This is a genomic window from Pseudoalteromonas neustonica (assembly GCF_001653135.1).
Taxonomy (GTDB): Bacteria; Pseudomonadota; Gammaproteobacteria; order Enterobacterales; family Alteromonadaceae; genus Pseudoalteromonas; species Pseudoalteromonas neustonica.
In genome coordinates, this window is sequence record NZ_BDDS01000007.1 from 78711 (window position 1) to 96712 (window position 18002).

Annotated in this window: 12 protein-coding genes and 1 tRNA gene; 8 read left to right on the forward strand and 5 right to left on the reverse strand. The window is 39.8% G+C overall.

What is annotated here, in order from left to right; translation table 11 throughout:
- The first annotated feature begins 8 nt into the window (after positions 1-8).
- The 6 genes from hfq (at position 9) to A7967_RS12040 (ending at position 6032) form a co-directional block, all read left to right on the forward strand.
- Complete coding sequence (gene hfq, locus A7967_RS12015; protein WP_054204523.1) at positions 9-272, forward strand: RNA chaperone Hfq; 264 nt, start codon at positions 9-11, stop codon at positions 270-272.
- Between the two features lie 16 nt (positions 273-288).
- Entirely contained in the window at positions 289-1578 is a 1290-nt protein-coding gene (gene hflX, locus A7967_RS12020) for a ribosome rescue GTPase HflX (RefSeq protein WP_054204522.1), read from the forward strand.
- Between the two features lie 100 nt (positions 1579-1678).
- Positions 1679-2845, forward strand: coding sequence for an FtsH protease activity modulator HflK (gene hflK, locus A7967_RS12025; protein WP_054204521.1), 1167 nt, complete (start codon positions 1679-1681; stop codon positions 2843-2845).
- 5 nt (positions 2846-2850) lie between these two features.
- A complete protein-coding gene (gene hflC / locus A7967_RS12030; protein ID WP_054204520.1) occupies positions 2851-3729 on the forward strand; it encodes a protease modulator HflC in 879 nt (292 codons plus the stop codon).
- A gap of 218 nt (positions 3730-3947) precedes the next feature.
- Positions 3948-5261, forward strand: coding sequence for an adenylosuccinate synthase (locus A7967_RS12035; RefSeq protein WP_054204519.1), 1314 nt, complete (start codon positions 3948-3950; stop codon positions 5259-5261).
- Positions 5262-5408: 147 nt separating this feature from the next.
- Positions 5409-6032, forward strand: a complete 624-nt coding sequence (locus A7967_RS12040; RefSeq protein ID WP_054204518.1) for a tetratricopeptide repeat protein — start codon at positions 5409-5411, stop codon at positions 6030-6032.
- A 137-nt stretch (positions 6033-6169) separates the two neighbouring features.
- On the opposite strand, the gene A7967_RS12045 is transcribed toward A7967_RS12040, so the two are convergent.
- Positions 6170-8032, reverse strand: a complete 1863-nt coding sequence (locus A7967_RS12045) for a cation:proton antiporter (RefSeq protein ID WP_054204517.1) — start codon at positions 8030-8032, stop codon at positions 6170-6172.
- A 1165-nt stretch (positions 8033-9197) separates the two neighbouring features.
- Here A7967_RS12045 and proB point away from each other — a divergent pair.
- Both proB and A7967_RS12055 read left to right on the forward strand, forming a co-directional pair.
- Positions 9198-10304, forward strand: a complete 1107-nt coding sequence (gene proB / locus A7967_RS12050) for a glutamate 5-kinase (RefSeq protein WP_054204516.1) — start codon at positions 9198-9200, stop codon at positions 10302-10304.
- Positions 10301-11548, forward strand: a complete 1248-nt coding sequence (locus A7967_RS12055; RefSeq protein ID WP_054204515.1) for a glutamate-5-semialdehyde dehydrogenase — start codon at positions 10301-10303, stop codon at positions 11546-11548. The genes proB and A7967_RS12055 overlap by 4 nt, the downstream gene beginning before the upstream one ends.
- Positions 11549-11691: 143 nt before the next feature.
- On the opposite strand, the gene A7967_RS12060 is transcribed toward A7967_RS12055, so the two are convergent.
- The 4 genes from A7967_RS12060 to A7967_RS12075 all read right to left on the reverse strand — a co-directional run bounded on the left by A7967_RS12060 (position 11692) and on the right by A7967_RS12075 (position 17971).
- Entirely contained in the window at positions 11692-13878 is a 2187-nt protein-coding gene (locus tag A7967_RS12060) for a two-component system response regulator (RefSeq protein ID WP_099458987.1), read from the reverse strand.
- A gap of 96 nt (positions 13879-13974) precedes the next feature.
- Positions 13975-16467 carry a sensor histidine kinase gene (locus tag A7967_RS12065; protein ID WP_054204513.1) on the reverse strand — a complete coding sequence of 831 codons (2493 nt, stop codon included), beginning with the start codon at positions 16465-16467 and terminating at the stop codon, positions 13975-13977.
- 5 nt (positions 16468-16472) lie between these two features.
- Entirely contained in the window at positions 16473-17735 is a 1263-nt protein-coding gene (locus A7967_RS12070; protein ID WP_054204512.1) for an ABC transporter substrate-binding protein, read from the reverse strand.
- Positions 17736-17895: 160 nt separating this feature from the next.
- Positions 17896-17971, reverse strand: a tRNA-Ala gene (locus tag A7967_RS12075).
- Between the last annotated feature and the right edge of the window lie 31 nt (positions 17972-18002).

Genomic DNA, 18002 nt, shown 5'->3' on the forward strand with positions numbered 1-18002 from the left:
AAAATAACATGGCAAAAGGCCAATCGTTACAAGACCCATTTTTGAATGCGTTACGTCGTGAACGTATTCCAGTATCAATATTTTTGGTTAATGGTATCAAGCTGCAAGGTAAGATCCAGTCATTTGATCAATTTGTTATTTTGCTTGAGAATACTGTAAATCAAATGGTGTATAAACACGCCATTTCTACCGTAGTTCCTGCTCGCGCTGTTAACTTCCAAGGTGTACAAGGAAGTGAAGAGGGCGAAGAGCCAGAAGCTGGAAACTTTTAAATTAGGAGCGTAATGTTTGTTTGACCGTTATAAAGCCGGCGAACAGGCAGTTTTAGTTCATATCGACTTTCCTAAAGAGGGAGATCGTGAAGATCTTCATGAATTAGAAATGTTGGTATCTTCTGCTGGTGTTAGCAGTTTGGCGGTTGTGCAAGGCAGCCGTCAATCACCACATCCGAAACTATTCGTCGGTACCGGTAAGGCAGAAGAGATCGCTGAGATTGTCAAAATCCACAATGCAGATGTCGTCATTTTCAATCATCAACTTAGACCATCGCAAGAACGTAATTTAGAACGCGTTTGCCAATGCCGTGTGCTTGATAGAACGACACTTATACTTGATATTTTTGCCCAACGTGCACGTACCCATGAGGGTAAATTGCAGGTTGAGTTAGCACAGCTTCGCCATATGTCCACTCGTTTAATTCGAGGTTGGACTCACCTTGAGCGTCAAAAAGGCGGAATTGGTTTACGTGGCCCGGGTGAAACTCAGCTTGAAACAGATCGTCGCTTGTTAAGAGTGCGAATTCAAAGTATCCGTGCACGCCTAGAGAAAGTCGCAGTACAGCGTGAGCAGGGTAGACGAGCGCGTAATCGCAATGAAATACCTACGGTATCGCTTGTAGGCTATACTAATGCGGGTAAGTCGACCTTATTTAACCGTATCACTAATTCTAATGTATACGCAGCAGATCAATTATTTGCAACGTTAGACCCAACATTACGTAAACTTGAAATAGACGATGTTGGCTCGATAATTTTAGCGGATACAGTCGGATTTATTCGTCACTTACCGCATGATTTAGTCGCCGCATTTAAAGCGACGTTAACGGAAACCCGTGAAGCCGATTTACAATTACATGTTGTAGATGTTGCTGATGAGCGTCGTAAAGAGAATATAGAACAGGTACAATCGGTACTTAAAGAAATTGAAGCTGATGAAGTACCACAATTATTAGTTTATAACAAAATTGATGCGCTAGAAGATGTTTCACCGCGTATTGACCGTGATGACGAAGGTGTGCCGATTCGTGTGTGGTTATCTGCGCACAGTGGTGCAGGCTGTGAGCTGTTATCTGAGGCCATAAGTGAGTTGTTAGCAAAGAAAATGTTTGCTAAAACACTAAAACTAGCACCACAATATGGCCGTTTACGCGCTGCACTGTTTAATTTAAATGCGGTGCATGAAGAGACGTTTGACGAACAAGGGCAATGGCTACTGACCACTCGTTTACCTGTGGTAGAGTGGAATAAACTCAAAAAAGAGTTTGGTCCTGAAATTGACTCATTTATTTTGTTAAACTAGAAATCTACCGCACACTGTCGTTTTTAGTATGAGAAGTGCGTTATTTTTGTTAGATTTAACGTAATTACCAAGATTATTTTGATAACAATGGAGTATAGCTATGGCCTGGAATGAACCGGGTAATAATGGCAATGACAAAGATCCGTGGAACAAAAAAGGCGGACGTGATCAAGGCCCACCTGATTTAGACGAGGTGTTTCGTAAGTTCAGCAACAAGTTTGGCGGCTTATTTGGCGGTAATAAACCCGGCAAAGAAGGTGGTGGACTTGGCGGTGCAGGGCTTTCATTCATACTAATTATTGCTGTGATTGTTTGGGCTTTGAGCGGTATTTATACTGTCAAAGAAGCTGAACGCGGAATCGTTTTACAATTTGGTAAATTTGAACGCATTGCCGATCCAGGTTTACGCTGGAAAATGACCTTTATTGAAACCGTACTTCCAGTAGATATTGAAGCAGTTCGTTCATTATCGACGTCTGGTTTTATGCTCACTGAAGACGAAAACGTAGTAAGCGTTGAGTTCCAAGTGCAATATCGTGTTATTGACCCATACCTTTATAAATTTAGTGTAACTAATGCTGATTCAAGTTTAGAGGAAGCATTAGAAAGTGCACTACGTTATGTAGTTGGTCATTCAAAAATGGACCAAGTGCTAACGAATGGTCGTGAAATTGTGCGTCAACGTACATGGGATGAATTGAACAAAATTGTTGAACCTTACAATCTTGGTTTAATCGTCACTGACGTAAACTTTAAAGATTCTCGCCCACCGGCAGAGGTTAAAGACGCCTTTGATGATGCTATTGCTGCGCAAGAAGATGAACAGCGCTTTATACGTGAAGCTGAAGCGTATGCCCGTGAAATTGAACCGCGTGCTCGTGGTCAAGTTACGCGTATGACGCAAGAAGCGGAAGGTTATGGCGAGCGTATTATTCTAGAGTCGCAAGGTGAAGTTGCTCGATTTGAGAAATTGTTACCACAATATCAAGCTGCAAAACGTGTAACACGTGAGCGTTTATATATTGATGCGATGGAAGAAGTACTTGGTAGTAGCTCAAAAGTGCTAGTTGATGTAAAAGGCGGCAATAATATGATGTATTTACCGCTTGATAAAATCATGGAAAAGCAAGGAACTGCAACACGTGTTGCGCTGCCTAGCTCAAGTGATATCAACGATTTACGCAATAAAGTTAACACATCACGCAATAGCACTGTGAACTCAAGTTCAGACCGCTTTGGTGCTGATCGCTTTAATGATGGGAGATAAGCGCAATGAAAAACTTTAGTTTAGTTATATTATTAGCGGCCATTGTGTTGTCTTTTTCGTCTGTTTTTGTAGTACCTGAAGGGCAAAAAGCAATTGTAATGCTATTCAGTAAAGTTCAAAAAGACAGTGATGATCAAGCAATCGTTTACAGCCCAGGTTTACAATTCAAAGTGCCTTTCTTTAGTCAAGTACGCCGTATTGATGCGCGTATTCAGACTTTAGATGGTGCGCCGGATCGTTTTGTTACTAGCGAAAAGAAAGACTTAATCGTTGATTCGTTTGTTAAGTGGCGTGTAGATGACTTTAGCGCTTTTTACTTACGTGCTCGTGGCGACAAGCAATACGCTGAAACGCTACTTAAGCAAAAAGTAAATAACGGCCTTCGTACAAACTTTGGTTCGCGTACAATCCGAGAGATTGTCTCAGGTGAACGTAGCGAGTTAATGGCAGAAGCACTAGTTCAAGCATCAGAAAGTGCAAAAGAGCTAGGTATTGAAGTGCTTGATGTACGTGTTAAGCAAATTAACCTGCCACAAGAAGTCAGTAGCTCTATTTACCAACGTATGCGCGCAGAGCGTACTGCAGTGGCAAAAGAGCACCGTTCTGAAGGTCAAGAAAAAGCCGAAACTATTCGTGCTGAAATTGACCGTCGTGTAACGGTAATGCTAGCAGATGCTGAGCGAAATGCGCGAAGTGTTCGTGGTCAAGGTGATGCCCAAGCAGCTGAAATTTATGCTAATGCGTATAATAAAGATCCTGAGTTCTTTAGTTTTGTACGTTCATTAGAGGCTTATAAAAAGACCTTTAAAGATAAGCAAGATGTAATGGTGTTATCACCTGATAGTGACTTCTTTAAATACATGAAAGGCGCGACTGCGCAGTAATTATTTCCTTACATGTAGAATAAATCCAAACCCTGTGTATGCAGGGTTTTTCTTTTAGTGAGACGAATTTTTGTGAGTAACTTAATGTTATTCAACCAGTTAATTTTTGTTGTTGCGGTCAATTAACGATCAAGCAGAAAAAATAACCTAAACGGGGGTGATCTTTACCCTCATTTTCTGGTAAAATCTCGTCCTAATTTTTTCTAAGTGAATTTACAATGGGTAAAAACGTTGTTGTATTAGGCACCCAATGGGGTGACGAAGGTAAGGGTAAGGTAGTTGACCTCCTTACAGACAAAGCATCTTTAGTAGTTCGTTACCAAGGTGGCCACAACGCAGGTCACACTTTGGTTATCGAAGGTGAAAAGACAGTTTTACACCTTATTCCATCGGGTGTATTACGTGACAATGTTAAGTGTGTGATTGGTAATGGTGTAGTTGTATCACCTGAAGCGCTTATGAAAGAGATTGGCATGCTTGAAGAGCGTGGCGTACCAGTACGCGAGCGTTTATTGATCAGCGAAGCATGTCCGCTTATTCTGCCTTTCCACATCGCATTAGATGTAGCCCGTGAAAAAGCACGCGGTAATAAAGCTATTGGTACTACAGGTCGTGGTATTGGTCCAGCTTACGAAGATAAAGTAGCTCGTCGTGGTTTACGTATCGGTGATTTATTTAATCCTGAACTATTTGCAGCGAAGCTTAAAGAAGTATTGGAATACCATAACTTTACTTTAGTAAATTACTACAAAGTAGATGCAGTAGATTTCCAAAAGACATTTGATGATGCAATGGCTGTTGCAGATATCCTAAAAGCAATGGTTGTTGATGTAACAGAGTTACTTGATCAAACGCGTATAGCGGGTGACAACATCTTGTTTGAAGGTGCACAAGGTACATTACTAGATATCGATCACGGTACTTACCCGTACGTTACGTCGTCTAATACTACTGCCGGTGGTGTTGCTACAGGTGCTGGTTTTGGTCCACTAAATCTTGATTACGTGTTAGGTATTATCAAAGCGTATACAACACGTGTAGGTTCAGGTCCTTTCCCGACAGAACTTTACGATGGTGTTGATAAGCAAGATCCAGTTGGTAAACACTTGGGTACTGTTGGTCATGAGTTTGGTGCTACAACTGGTCGACTTCGTCGTACTGGTTGGTTGGATGCTGTGGCAATGCGCCGTGCAGTACAAATCAACTCTATTTCAGGTTTTTGTTTAACTAAACTTGACGTTTTAGATGGTTTAGAAACACTTAAAATCTGTACTGGTTATCGGTTAGAAGATGGCACAATCACGAACGTGACGCCACTTGCAGCTGAAGGTTACGAAAAAGTAACACCAGTATACGAAGAGATGCCAGGTTGGAGCGAAAACACAGTAGGCGCAACTACTGTTGAACAGCTTCCAAAAGCAGCGCTTGATTACATCAAACGTATTGAAGAAATCACAGGTGTACCTGTTGATATTATTTCTACCGGTCCTGATCGTGTAGAAACTATGGTATTACGCAACCCATTTGCATAATTACTAATAGAACTAAAAAAGCTGCCTTGTGCAGCTTTTTTTGTGTCTGTTAATTACGATTGTGATAAATAATCGTGATTAACTTTTATTCTGGAACGATCTTTGTATAAACTTTAATAAGATGGTTTTAAATTTAAAGTGACCTAAATGCGTTTGTTAACTTGTTTATCATTAGTGCCGCTATCGTTATTGCTAGCAAGCCACACCCAAGCCCAAGAACAGCTGGCTGCAGTTCCACTGTACACAGAAACAGAGCTGTTAGCGTTAATTAATAAGAATACACATTTAGCACGCGTTAAGGCAGATGATTGCCAGTTAGTACAGGATATTGAGGCACGAGCCAATAAAATGGCACTGCCATCGTATCAATTTTTATATGGCGATATGCTGGCTTATGCCGTGTGTGTTGATCGCAATGTGGAGTTAGGTGTGTACTACATGCGCCAAGCTGCAGGACAAGGCTTAGCGGCGGCATTAGAGCAATTAGGGCGCTACTACGACATTGGCCGATTGGTACAAAAAGATAAAGCGATGGCGGTGACCTATTTACGAGAAGCATCAGCACAAGGGAATCTAAAAGCGCAATTAAGATTAGTTAAATTATTTAATGATGGGTTCGGCAGCCCGCGTGACTATGAAGATGCTTATCGCTGGTTATTTCATGCCATGGTTGCAGATAAAGCGACTCATCAAAAGATAGAAACAGCGTTAGCCCAACTTGCGCAAAAAATGCCAGACAGTGTTATTGCGCGTGCCCGTTTGCCTATGTAGGAATGAAGTTAGCAAGGCTGAGGTGTTAATTTTAGCGCAGCAAGCTTGGGTTAGGTAGTTTGAAATCCAAAGAAAAAAGTTTAACAATAAAATTTATTAAAAACAAAAGGGCTAGGTTTTTCACCTAGCCCTTTTGTTTATTCTCTAATTTCTTTTGGTTCTTTGTTTTTACCGTTGTTAGGATCTTTTAACACCGACATTTTAGGTGGTAGCATAGCTACAACGCGCTCACCTTCTTGTGGGGGTTTATCCATATTAATAGTAAACGGACGCAGCTTGATTGGTGTATCGTCATCGCTATCTTTATCGCCATTTAGAATGAACAATGGGATAGCTTCGCTGTTCATCTCTAGGTATTGCTCCCAGCTAAACTCTTCAGAAATACGCGTCGCACTGACCTTGCCCCCTTTGGCAATTAGGCTACTTAAACGTGCATATGAACCGCTATCACCAAATAAAATTTGGCGTGATAAGAATGTTGCGCTGTCTTTATTTGCCTTGGCATGAGTGTTCGAAGAGCGTAGAGAAAATACATTCTTCTCATTGAGTAAATGCGAAAAGTACTGCACACCGAGCGCGTTATGATGGCGATTAGGCGACAATGCAATAACACTACGAATAGTTGTTAAGGGTAAATAGCGTTCAGCATGCTCAGACTGCGGGTTACCATAATAACATGCTAGGCCGTCCATGCGCGCCATACGACAGTTTTCCCAAGCAGGATCAGATAAATGCACTGGAATATTTTGCTCTTTCAATCCGCACGCAATCGCTCTTGCGACATGGTTTGCACCAATAATCAAAATTGTATTTGGCGACGGTTGGCGTACACCAAGTAGTTTAGCTACAGGGATTGCTGTTAAGCTTTGCAGTACCACGGTGATAATAATCACGGTGAAGATCAATGGGACTATTTTTTCAGCATCGGCAACACCCGCCTCCATCATACTTAATGCAAACACAGAGCCTACAGCCGCAGCGACGATACCGCGAGGCGCAATCCACGCTAGCACCAATCGTGATTTAACCGGAAGATCTGTACCATATGTAGATATTGCGATACACAATGGGCGCGCAATAAACAATACAATAGCGAGAAAGATAAACACATCACTATCAAGCATCATCAAATCAGATAGTTCTAAACGGGCAGCGAGTAAAATAAACAGTGTAGAAATTAAGATCATAGATAAATCTTCTTTAAACTCTAACACTGAATCTATTTCTAAGTCGTCTTGATTAGCTAACCAAATACCAAATACAGTAACCGCCAATAAGCCTGACTCATGGCTAAGGTAATTTGAGATGCTAAAGCTAATTAACACTAAAGCAAGTATACCAAACTTATGTAATTCAAAAGGTAACCACTCTCTACGAATAAGCTGTGTGGTTAACCATCCAGCAAATACACCAATAGATAAGCCCACGCCTAGAGTCTTAAATAAAGCGACTACAGTATGCAAAAAGACCTCACCTTGACCCACGAGCATAACGGCTTCAAACACTAATACGGCAAATAAAGCACCGATAGGATCAATTACAATGCCTTCCCAGCGTAGGATACGGTCAATATCTTGAGTCGGTCGCATTGAGTTTAATAATGGCGCAATTACCGTTGGGCCAGTAACTACTAATACAGCGCCGAGCACTGCCGCAACGCGCCAGTTGAGCTCTAAAATCCAATAAGCACTTAAACTGATAACGATACAGGTAGCAATCATACCAATAGAGCATAAATTTCGGACCACCTTACCGATACCTTTGAGCTCTCTAAAGTGCAATGTTAATGAGCCTTCAAATAAAATGACTGCAACACTCAGAGAAACCACAGGAAAGAGTAAATCGCCAAGCAGTGCGTCAGGGTCTAATAAACCAGTCGCAGGGCCTAACAGCAACCCTGTAAGTAACAAGAATAAAATAGCAGGGACACGGAAACCCCAGGCTACCCACTGGGCCAAAACCGAGCAAAGGGCGATTCCTGCGATATAAATAGCTGACATAGATGAAGTATTCCTTATTTATAATTAGGGGATATATCCAAACCACCTCAAGATTCGAGCTTCAGTTGGAATTAAAAGCGATTTAGGCAAGGCATTGATTGCAGAGAATGGTTATTCCCTTATTAAAATCGATAACGCAGCATAAATCGCTTTTAAACCAACCATTAGGGCGTTGCACAGGCACTTATTCCCTGCGTTGCTACTTCTTAAAAGGGATTACCATTCTTACAAAGTAACGCCTTGATACTAAGCTCCTGTGAAACGCTGAATTCTGTATCGTGAGGTGGTTTGGGTATAAGCTTACAAAACGAATAATACAGGGGTATACACGTGTATGTGAACTTTTCCTAATAGAATTTTAGCTGTTTATAAATTTATTTGTGGAAGAAATGATAATTTAGTCGTTTTGAATAAATCTAACGTAATTAACATCAGCTTAACCTATTGAATATGAAGAGTATTTAACCTTTGCTGTGCAGTTAATAAACTATGTGGGCGAAATGTAGCCTTGATCTCTAGGTCGATATTAGCGTATTATAGTTAGTGTTCAAACAATTAGTTATCTAATTAATATTAAGCTTAATATAAGCGAATACATATAGTTATTTTTTACTACTGATTTATTTAGTAGTTTTAATTGAGGTTACTATATTTATATACTTAAAAATCAAGCTTTTAATTCTTTGAACGATGTTTTGTATGTTTAAATTCACTTTTTAATAATAGTTAACCGTAAAGGCTGTTCCATTATTCGGAGACGAAATACCTTTCGTGTTGAATTGTTATTTCCAATATTTGACACCCATCGTGGTGAGCAAATCTCGGTCCTTGAGTCATCACCCTATCTGTTGGTGTACCAGACTCTAGAGGCTCTATGTATGTTGTTAATAAAAAGGCCTCACACAGTCTTTTACAGCGATGCATAAACAACACTTTTTATTTATTTTATAACAGTTCAGTCTAATGATTGAGCAAAGTTATGCTATACCTGCAATCCACTTTGTTGTAAAACTTAGTGATCGGCTTTTTGCCGAGCGCAGAAAAGTGATAAGTGAAAAATGGAATATACAAAATGCTAACTCGTAACCTAATAAGAAAATTAGGTGATTGTTTTCAGACTGACCCCAAGAGGGTCGTCATAGTTAAAATGGAAAGTTGAACACTTATGCAAAAGTTAAATTGGCGACGTATCGTACTTAAAGTGGGTAGTGCACTAATTGCACCAGACCAAGATGGTTGCCGTTCACGTTATTTATTAACCATCGCACAGTTTATTGTTCGTTGTCGTAGTCAGGGAATCGAAGTGATTTTAGTGTCGTCAGGCTCAGTAGCCGCTGGTGCACACTTATTCCCAGCGACACAAGAGCGTACGGTGAAGATGAAAAAGGCGATGGCCGCAGCAGGCCAAACAGAAATGATGGCGATGTGGGACCGTTTTTTTGATTTTCCATCGGCCCAGATTTTATTAACACATGGTGATTTACGTGACCGTGAGCGCTATCAAAGTATTCGTGAAACAGTATTCACTTTATTAGAGCATGGTGTGCTGCCCATCATGAATGAAAATGACACGGTAACAACAGATGATTTAAAAGTGGGTGATAATGACAATTTATCAGCCATGGTTGCGGCGGCGGCTGATGCCGATGCGCTAATGATTTTTTCAGATGTTGATGGGCTTTATGATAAAAACCCAAATTTACATGATGATGCGGTGTTATTACCTGAAATTAAGTCAATAGATGAGTCAATCTATGCAATGGCAGGATGTGCAACAAGCGCGGTTGGCACAGGTGGGATGAAAACCAAGATTGAAGCGGCTGAAAAGGCGACGTCACACGGCATCGTTACTTATATTATTAATGGGTTTAAAGAGCAGACTTTTACGCAGTTACTTGAAGGTAAAAACCCTGGGACAATTTTCCTACCTTACGAGAAACCAATGCAAGAAGCCGTGCATTGGATGACCCACACCGCAAATGAGCAGGGTGAAGTGGTTGTTGAAGGTTCATATGATGAATCTTTAGAGGGTGAAACTGGTTGCATCCGCGGTGATGAAATCGTTGCCGTTCATGGTGAATTTGCTGTTGGTGATACTATTTTAGTACGTAGTAATGATGGCACTCGCTTAGCTAAAGCGACGGCCAACTACAGTAGTTGTTTATTGAATTTTATAGCGGATAACGAGCAAAGTGAATTTAGCGACAAAATGCAAGATTCAATTGGGCCTGTTATTTCAGAAAAAGATATCGCATTATTGGAGAAGTCATGAGTTTAATTACGGATATTTCACGTCAAGCAGCTAAAGCTGCACATCAGTTAGCTTTACTCGATACCGAGACAAAAAACCATGTTTTATTAGATATGGCAACTGCATTACGTGAACAAAAAGTATTTATCATCAAAGAAAACGAAAGTGACTTGGCTGCGGCGCGTGATAATAATTTAGCAGCGTCGATGATCGACCGTTTAACACTCAACGATGAGCGCATTGAAGCGATGGCTGAGGGGATTGAGGTTATCGTAAGTCTTGATGATCCAGTTGGACAGTTACGTGATATTACTGAGCGACCAAATGGTATCAAAATTCGCAAAATGCGTGTGCCACTGGGTGTGGTATGCATGATTTATGAAGCACGTCCTAATGTCACTGCAGATGCAGGCGCTTTGTGTTTTAAATCAGGTAATAGCGTTATATTGCGTGGCGGTAAAGAAGCATTGAAAAGCTCACAAGCAATAGCAAGTGTTATGCATCAAGTGCTTGAACAGCATAATTTGCCTGCAGCGTTAATTTCAGTTATTCCTGATCCAGACCGTGGTTTACTCATGGAACTTATGCAGCAACGCGACAGCATTGATTTAATAATCCCACGCGGTGGTGAGGGGTTGATCAATTTTGTGACTGACAATAGCACTATTCCCGTGATCCAACATTTTAAAGGTGTGTGTCATTTGTATGTGGATAAGGATGCCGATTTAGAAGTGGCAGTTAACTTATTACTTAATGGTAAAACACAGCGTACAGGTGTATGTAATGCGCTTGAAGGCTTGGTTGTACACCAAGATATTGCTGATGAATTTTTAAACTTATGTGCAGTTGTGTTGCGCCAAGAAGGTGTGAAGATAAATGCCGATAGCCAAGCTGCAAAGTATTTTGATGATGCAACAGTACTTGAAGCAGACCAGTTTGGTGAAGAGTACCTCGATTTAGAAATTGCAATTCGCATTGTATCGGATTTTGCTGGTGCGATTGACCATATTTCACAATTTGGCTCACATCACACAGAAGTTATTTGTACAAAAAATCAAGCTACTGCAGAGTTATTTCAACGTAGCGTTGATGCCTCAGTTGTGATGGTGAATGCATCGTCACGTTTTTCTGATGGTTCGCAGCTAGGCTTAGGCGCTGAAATTGGTATAGCAACTTCAAAGCTGCATGCTTATGGGCCTATGGGCCTAGAATCATTAACAACAGAGAAATACCTTGTTAATGGTGAAGGGCAAGTCCGCGAATAATAGCTGGTGAATAAAACATGCCCTAGTTCAGGGCATGTTTACTAAGTTTTGGTTAAAATATTTACTTTGAATTAAAGTACTAAGCCGATTGTAATTAAATTCAACGCAGTAAGCGTTGAATTTAGCCGGTTAAGATTACTTTATTATTCAGCGTTCGGGTTCGTTAAGCTATAAAACCATGAATCGGCAGGTTCAGGCTTGTGGAGATGATAGCCTTGTAAGATCATATTAGGGTAAGCTTGCAGCATGGTGAAATGTTCCTCGCCTTCAACACCTTCAGCGACAACTTTTAGATCAAATAAATTACCTAAACTGACGATCATATCAATAATCAGTTTGTCATTTTTGTTTGTTGGGGCTTCAAAAACGAATGACTTATCTATTTTAAGCTCGTGGATCGGCAGCTGTTTTAAGTAGGTTAAGCTTGAATAACCAGTACCAAAATCATCAATTGATACCCTAACGCCTAGCTTTTTTAAATGATGAACAGCTGCAATCGCTGCTTCCATATGGTTTAGTAAAGTCCCTTCAATAATCTCAATTGTAAGCGTACTCGGGTTTATTTTACTGCTTTGTATTTGCTTGGTTACAAAGTTCAAAAAACGATTTTCGTGAAAGTGACGACCACTAATGTTAATTGATAACCCGAGTTTTGAATTGAATTGGTTAAGCTTTACAAGTAGCTCTAATGCTCTACATGTTACCCAGCAATCTAAGTCAAAAATTATATCCGACTCTTCAGCGATCGGGATAAACTCAACGGGACTAATAAAGCCTTTTCTAGAATGCTCCCAGCGCAGTAACACTTCAGCGCCTTTGAGTTTATGCTGGCTATCGTATTGTGACTGCAGATAAAGCATTAACTCATTTTGACTAATTGCTTTTCGTAAATCTTGTTCTATTTCAAAACGGCGTTTAGCTTGCTCACCAAAGGAAGTATCAAAAAATGTGATTCGGTTACCGCCCTTTTCTTTGGCTTTATAGCATGCAGCCTCACAATTACGAATTGTCTCAATTGCATTTTCGCGCACATCCATACGCGGAAATATATAGCAGCCAATACTAACGGTTAAAGTGACTTTTTCTTCATCAACAGTAAAAGGTTCGCTTGCAGCGATAAGTAAATTTTGTGCCTTTGTATTAGCGAGCGCTTGGGCTCTATTTCTACCTGTGCCTTTGTTTGTTGCGCACAGAACGGCGAATTCATCACTCCCTAAACGTGCAACGATGTCTTTGCTATCGAGTGTACTATCAATTCGAGCAGCTAACTCTTGGAGAACTTGATCGCCCGCTAATAAACCGAGGCCATCGTTAATGGAATGAAAGCTGTCTATATCAACAATAAAAATATAAGCATAATTCAAATCGATATAAGATTGATTGAGCTGTTGATCTAATAACTTTAAAAAGTTATTTCTATTTGGAAAGCCGGTTAGTTCATCATGCCAGGTTAAATAATCAATACGTTCTTGAGTCACCTTAACACTAGATATATCGCTAAATACACCTATAAAGTTAACGTTCGTATCAATGTCATTTTTCACCATACTCAACGTTAAAAGCTCTGGGTATAGTTCACCATTTTTACGTCGTGTTATTAACTCTCCACTCCAATATCCCGCAGTGCTCGCATGCTGCCAAATGGCATCAAAGTTCATTTCAGGCAGATTATTTTGTTTAATTTTTTTTAGCTGTGTATCAAGTGCTTCATTCTCACTAAAACCGGTGATCCTGCAAAAAGAGGGGTTAACAGCAATAATAATTCCTTTATTATTGGTAATTACAACGCCATCAGCTGTACTTGTAAGCGCTTGATAGAATAATTCTTGTTTAGCGGTTAATTTTTTTAGCTCGGTGTCACGTTTACTAAGCTCAGAGGCGAGGATCTCAATTTCTAGCAGCTTATCGTGTAGATCAAAGTTCTTTTCAATCAATCTATCTAACATGCCTTGTACGGTCATGTGGGTGCGAATGCGGGCTCTTACTAGCGAAAGTTTATAAGGCTTATGAATATAGTCTATTGCGCCTAATTCAAATCCGTGTTCTTCAGATTCTTCCTCCGTCATTGCTGTAACGAAAATGATAGGGATCCCTTTGGTATTTTGATTACTTTTAAGAATCTTACAGACTTCGTAGCCATCCATTTCAGGCATCATAATATCGAGTAAAATTAAATCAGGGCGTGTAATTTCAATAAACTCTAAGGCTTGCGCGCCGCCCGTTGCAATGCGTACATCATAATCAGAAAGCAAGCCTTCTACCAAAATATGTAAATTATTTGGTTCATCATCGACGATGAGTACCAAAGGTTTTTGCTGCCTATTTTTCATCATAACTTTTGATGTAACTTGATTATTTGAGTGCACTAGCAATCCATGTGTAGCTACTTAACTAATTAAAAAATAGTTCATTGTTCTGAGTCTTGTCTAGTTTTTTGGTGGATTTAAATAATTATTAATAGTCCCTATAACTGTTTGATAATTGAATTGATCAATGGCTTCTTTAAGTTGTAGTAATTGAGGGTCATTACCCGAGGCTACAAGGTGTTCATTTAATTGTTGATTAAGGTTTGCCGTTATTGGGCGAGCTTCTTGAGCGAGTACTTTTATCTCGTTCAAATAAAGTTTTTTATCATCGGAGAAAAGTGTAATTTCTTTGGTCGCTTTCAATTGATTCGTAAGTATGTATTGATCGATAGCGCAACACGCCATCGTTAATTGCTGCTCAAATACAGTTAAGTTGATGAGTTGCTGTTGCTTGATTTCCTCTTTGACCTTAAGTGCTGTTGCTCTTAGCTGTTCGAGTCCTAGCGTGCCTGTAAGACCTATAAATGTGTGGAGTGAGCGCCTTAATTCGAGAATATGTTGCTTTGCGTACAGCTCCTTGATTTGGATATTGTAATCATTGTAATCATTTTTAAAGCGTCGATATAAATCAGTAAGCAGTCGATCATTAAAGTCTAGATTCTCAAGTGCGGTGGGTAAGTCTAATAATTGAGGTTGTTCAAGGTTCTGCATAGTAGCGCCTTCGGGGTCGACTAAAGTAAATGAGAGATTAAATGAAAATTTAGTACCTTCATCAAGTTGGCTGTCAGCTTGAATTTCTCCTCCAAGCAACTTGACTAATTTTTGACTGATTGTTAATCCTAAGCCCGTTCCTCCATGCACTCTACTTGCACTGTTATTACCTTGTGCAAATGAACTGAAAATTTGTTTTATCTCATCAGGTTTTATTCCCGCGCCGGTATCTTGAACTGTAAAGCGTAATGTAATGAGTTGTTGCTGTTGGGAGCAGACCTCAATCAAAACGATCACCTCACCTTGCTTTGTGAATTTAATAGCATTATCAACAAGTGCACCGAGTACTTGTTCGAGTCTTACAGGATCCCCTATGAGCATGGCATCTTTTTTTAAATGGTTAGTCAGTATTAAGTTTAGGCCTTTTTGCTTAGCATTGATTGAAAACCTTTTTTCAATATTTTTAATAATATCGTGCAGTATAAATTGGCTGCTTTCTAATTTTAATCTATTGGTATCAAGCTTGGCAAAATCGAGTAAGTCATTCAATATCTTTAATAATTTACTAGCGCTGGAAAGGGTTTTATTAACATTGCTTTTTTGTTGGTCAGTTAACGGGCTTTCTAACAGCAGCTGTTGCATGCCTAAGATAGCATTCATTGGAGTACGTAACTCATGACTTATATTAGCAACAAAATAGCTCTTAGCTCTATTGGCTTGCTCAGCTTGATCTTTCGCTAACGATAATGCGGCGTTTATGCTTTGCATTTGGGTATTGAGTGTTTGTGTTTCATGTAATAGGTTTACAGTTTCGTTATTTTTTCTGTAAAGTGAATTTGCTGCAGTTATCACACTACTAAGTTCATTCTTTTTATTCGGCTCAGCCAGTTCTTCATTTTGTGTGCCGTTGTTTAAATTATTCAGAAGCACAATTATCTTGTTCATTGGTAAAATGATTGCAACCACGATAAATACACTAACAATAATACTTAAAATAAACATAGCCAGAGAGAGAAATTGAGATTCTTTAGCGCTATCAGCCAAATGTAGATTGAGTGTTTCTTGTGACTTAATAAACGTACTTTTCTCGCTGTTATTTATTTGTTTTGTTAGATATAACAGTTCGTTAGCAATGCCGGTTAAAACAACATTAATAGAGTATGTATAGCCTCTAGTTAGTAGTGTTAATTGGTTGTAAGCTCTGCGAATGTTGAGCAACTGAGTTTTAAAGTCTACATTAGGAAGTGCATTATTTAGTAATCCATCCTGCTCAATATGGTTTAGCTGTTGCTGTAAAGTCTGAATGCTTAGTTGCGCTTTTTGAGATGAGTCATATTGTGTGTCGTTTAAGTAAGTCAGTGTGGCATGTTCGATACTTGTTACTGAGCGTAATACCTCAAAGTAGCGGTACTTGTGTTCGTTGCTTGCTTTATCTTTTAAAGCATTAAGGCTTGTTTGTAGTGACGCAATGGCTGGCTTGAACTTCTCTTCAACTAATTTTTGACGATGCTTTTTATTGTCAATAACTTGCTCGAATGTATGGCGATAATTATTTAAATGCTCATTTAAGCGCAATAATAAATCATCATACTGGTGCGGGGTTTTATTTGCATTATGTGTAAAGGAAACTAAATCAGCATTTGCCGCGAGAAAAAAACGCTTAAAATTATCTAAAGCAATGGGTCTGCTTTCTTTTCCAACATAGTCAACAACTTGACCTTGTAATGAGATCACATTATTTTCTAGACTGGTTGCAACTTCACTTTGCGCAAGGGCGTGATATTGCAGCGCAAGTAATGCCCTTAAGTCATGCTGAGATTTGTCAAATAGGTAGCTTTGCAGTAAAAGCAGGCTAATTAATATGCTCAACGTAATGGATATTTTTGATTTGATTGAAAGCATAATAGTTATCGGCTTATTAACTCATACCATTTTTGAAGGCTATAGTCGTAAGTTGGCATTACAGTGTTCCACACCGCAACATTACTTAGACGTTTTAAATAGCTTCCCCCACTGCGCATAGCGCCCGTTTTTACGGATATTTTTCCTTGTGGATTAAGTAACGGCTCTATAGCTTGTTGGCCTTGATACCAATATTGCCATTCAGCATCAGATAAAAAAGGTTTTGAGCGTTCAGGGTTACTAATGTAATAACCTTGCCTGGCGATAAATGCACCTGGCCACCCAGATAACCACCAATTCATATACTCATAGGCGGCACTTTTCGTGTTTTCGTTCACTTGGGATGATAGGCACATTACGCCATGCCAGCCTCGATAACCTTCCTTAGGAGCAGCAAAGCGCACATTGATACCTTGGCTGTTTAAGCTCTCGACAGCGGGTGAAAACATACTTTCAATGATGGCTCTGTCATTACGCATAAAATCAACTGATTCAGGCACAGAATTCCAATAACCGCTAAAGTGACCTTGTTTTTTGTAATTGAGCAAAATACTAAATAGCTTATCGATCTCTTGGCGAGTCATTGCACCAATATTATTAAATTTAATTAATCCCTTACTTTGCGCGGCAAGCGCTAAATCAAAAATACCAATTGATGGGGCGTTAACTATAGCGACTTTACCGCGGTGTTTTTCATCTAATAACCATGCCCAGCTTTCACTTTCATACGCGGTGCCAAGTGGTATGTGAGCTGTATTGTACCCAAATGAATCGACATTATGGACATAGGGTAAGTAGCTAATAAAATCGGTTTCATTGCTATTTAAAGTACCGTCATCTTGGATGTTTAAAAGTTTATATGGGGCATCGCCAGCACCGATTGATGCATCTGGAGTGAGCTTGCCTGTTTTAGTGAGTGCGTTAATTTCACTAAAGTTATGAATGCGTTTTTTATCAATAGCTTGGATACTGCCAGCGTTCCATAACACATTGATACTATTGGACCACTGTTCGTAAAGGTCAAAAGAGCCGGGAGCCATCGATGCTTTTTGTAGTACCGCAGCACTGCCAGCTGGTTGAAATACAATATCTATACCCAAGTCAGCCATAGCTTGCTTACGAATAGCCTCTTGTAATGTTACGTGGGTTCCTAACACTCTCAGAGTTGTTTTTTTGCGGGCAAAAACATAGGGAGCGTGGGTGATGATACCGGCGCTTATTCCAAGCGCTGCAATTTTTTTTAGCGTAGCCCTTTTAGGCTCATCCATAATTTAGCCAAAATAACGATAGTTAATGTTTAGGTATAGCTAATGACGGACAAAGGCTCAAGCATTGACGATGAATTATTGAGAATAAAGTAGTATAAAGTTTTAGAGGGATTACTTGAAAAAGTAGATGTTATGAACTTAAAAAGAAAAGGTAGGAAAGTGGTGGAGCTAAGCAGGATCGAACTGCTGACCTCCTGCGTGCAAGGCAGGCGCTCTCCCAGCTGAGCTATAGCCCCACATTCCTAAAATTACGAATTTCGTAACCTA

Coding starts and splice junctions, on each gene's coding strand:
- hfq (WP_054204523.1), top strand. CDS start 9: ATGGCAAAAGGCCAATCGTTACAAGACCCATTTTTGAATGCGTTACGT.
- hflK (WP_054204521.1), top strand. CDS start 1,679: ATGGCCTGGAATGAACCGGGTAATAATGGCAATGACAAAGATCCGTGG.
- hflC (WP_054204520.1), top strand. CDS start 2,851: ATGAAAAACTTTAGTTTAGTTATATTATTAGCGGCCATTGTGTTGTCT.
- A7967_RS12035 (WP_054204519.1), top strand. CDS start 3,948: ATGGGTAAAAACGTTGTTGTATTAGGCACCCAATGGGGTGACGAAGGT.
- A7967_RS12040 (WP_054204518.1), top strand. CDS start 5,409: ATGCGTTTGTTAACTTGTTTATCATTAGTGCCGCTATCGTTATTGCTA.
- A7967_RS12045 (WP_054204517.1), bottom strand. CDS start 8,032: ATGTCAGCTATTTATATCGCAGGAATCGCCCTTTGCTCGGTTTTGGCC.
- proB (WP_054204516.1), top strand. CDS start 9,198: ATGCAAAAGTTAAATTGGCGACGTATCGTACTTAAAGTGGGTAGTGCA.
- A7967_RS12055 (WP_054204515.1), top strand. CDS start 10,301: ATGAGTTTAATTACGGATATTTCACGTCAAGCAGCTAAAGCTGCACAT.
- A7967_RS12060 (WP_099458987.1), bottom strand. CDS start 13,878: ATGAAAAATAGGCAGCAAAAACCTTTGGTACTCATCGTCGATGATGAA.
- A7967_RS12065 (WP_054204513.1), bottom strand. CDS start 16,467: ATGCTTTCAATCAAATCAAAAATATCCATTACGTTGAGCATATTAATT.
- A7967_RS12070 (WP_054204512.1), bottom strand. CDS start 17,735: ATGGATGAGCCTAAAAGGGCTACGCTAAAAAAAATTGCAGCGCTTGGA.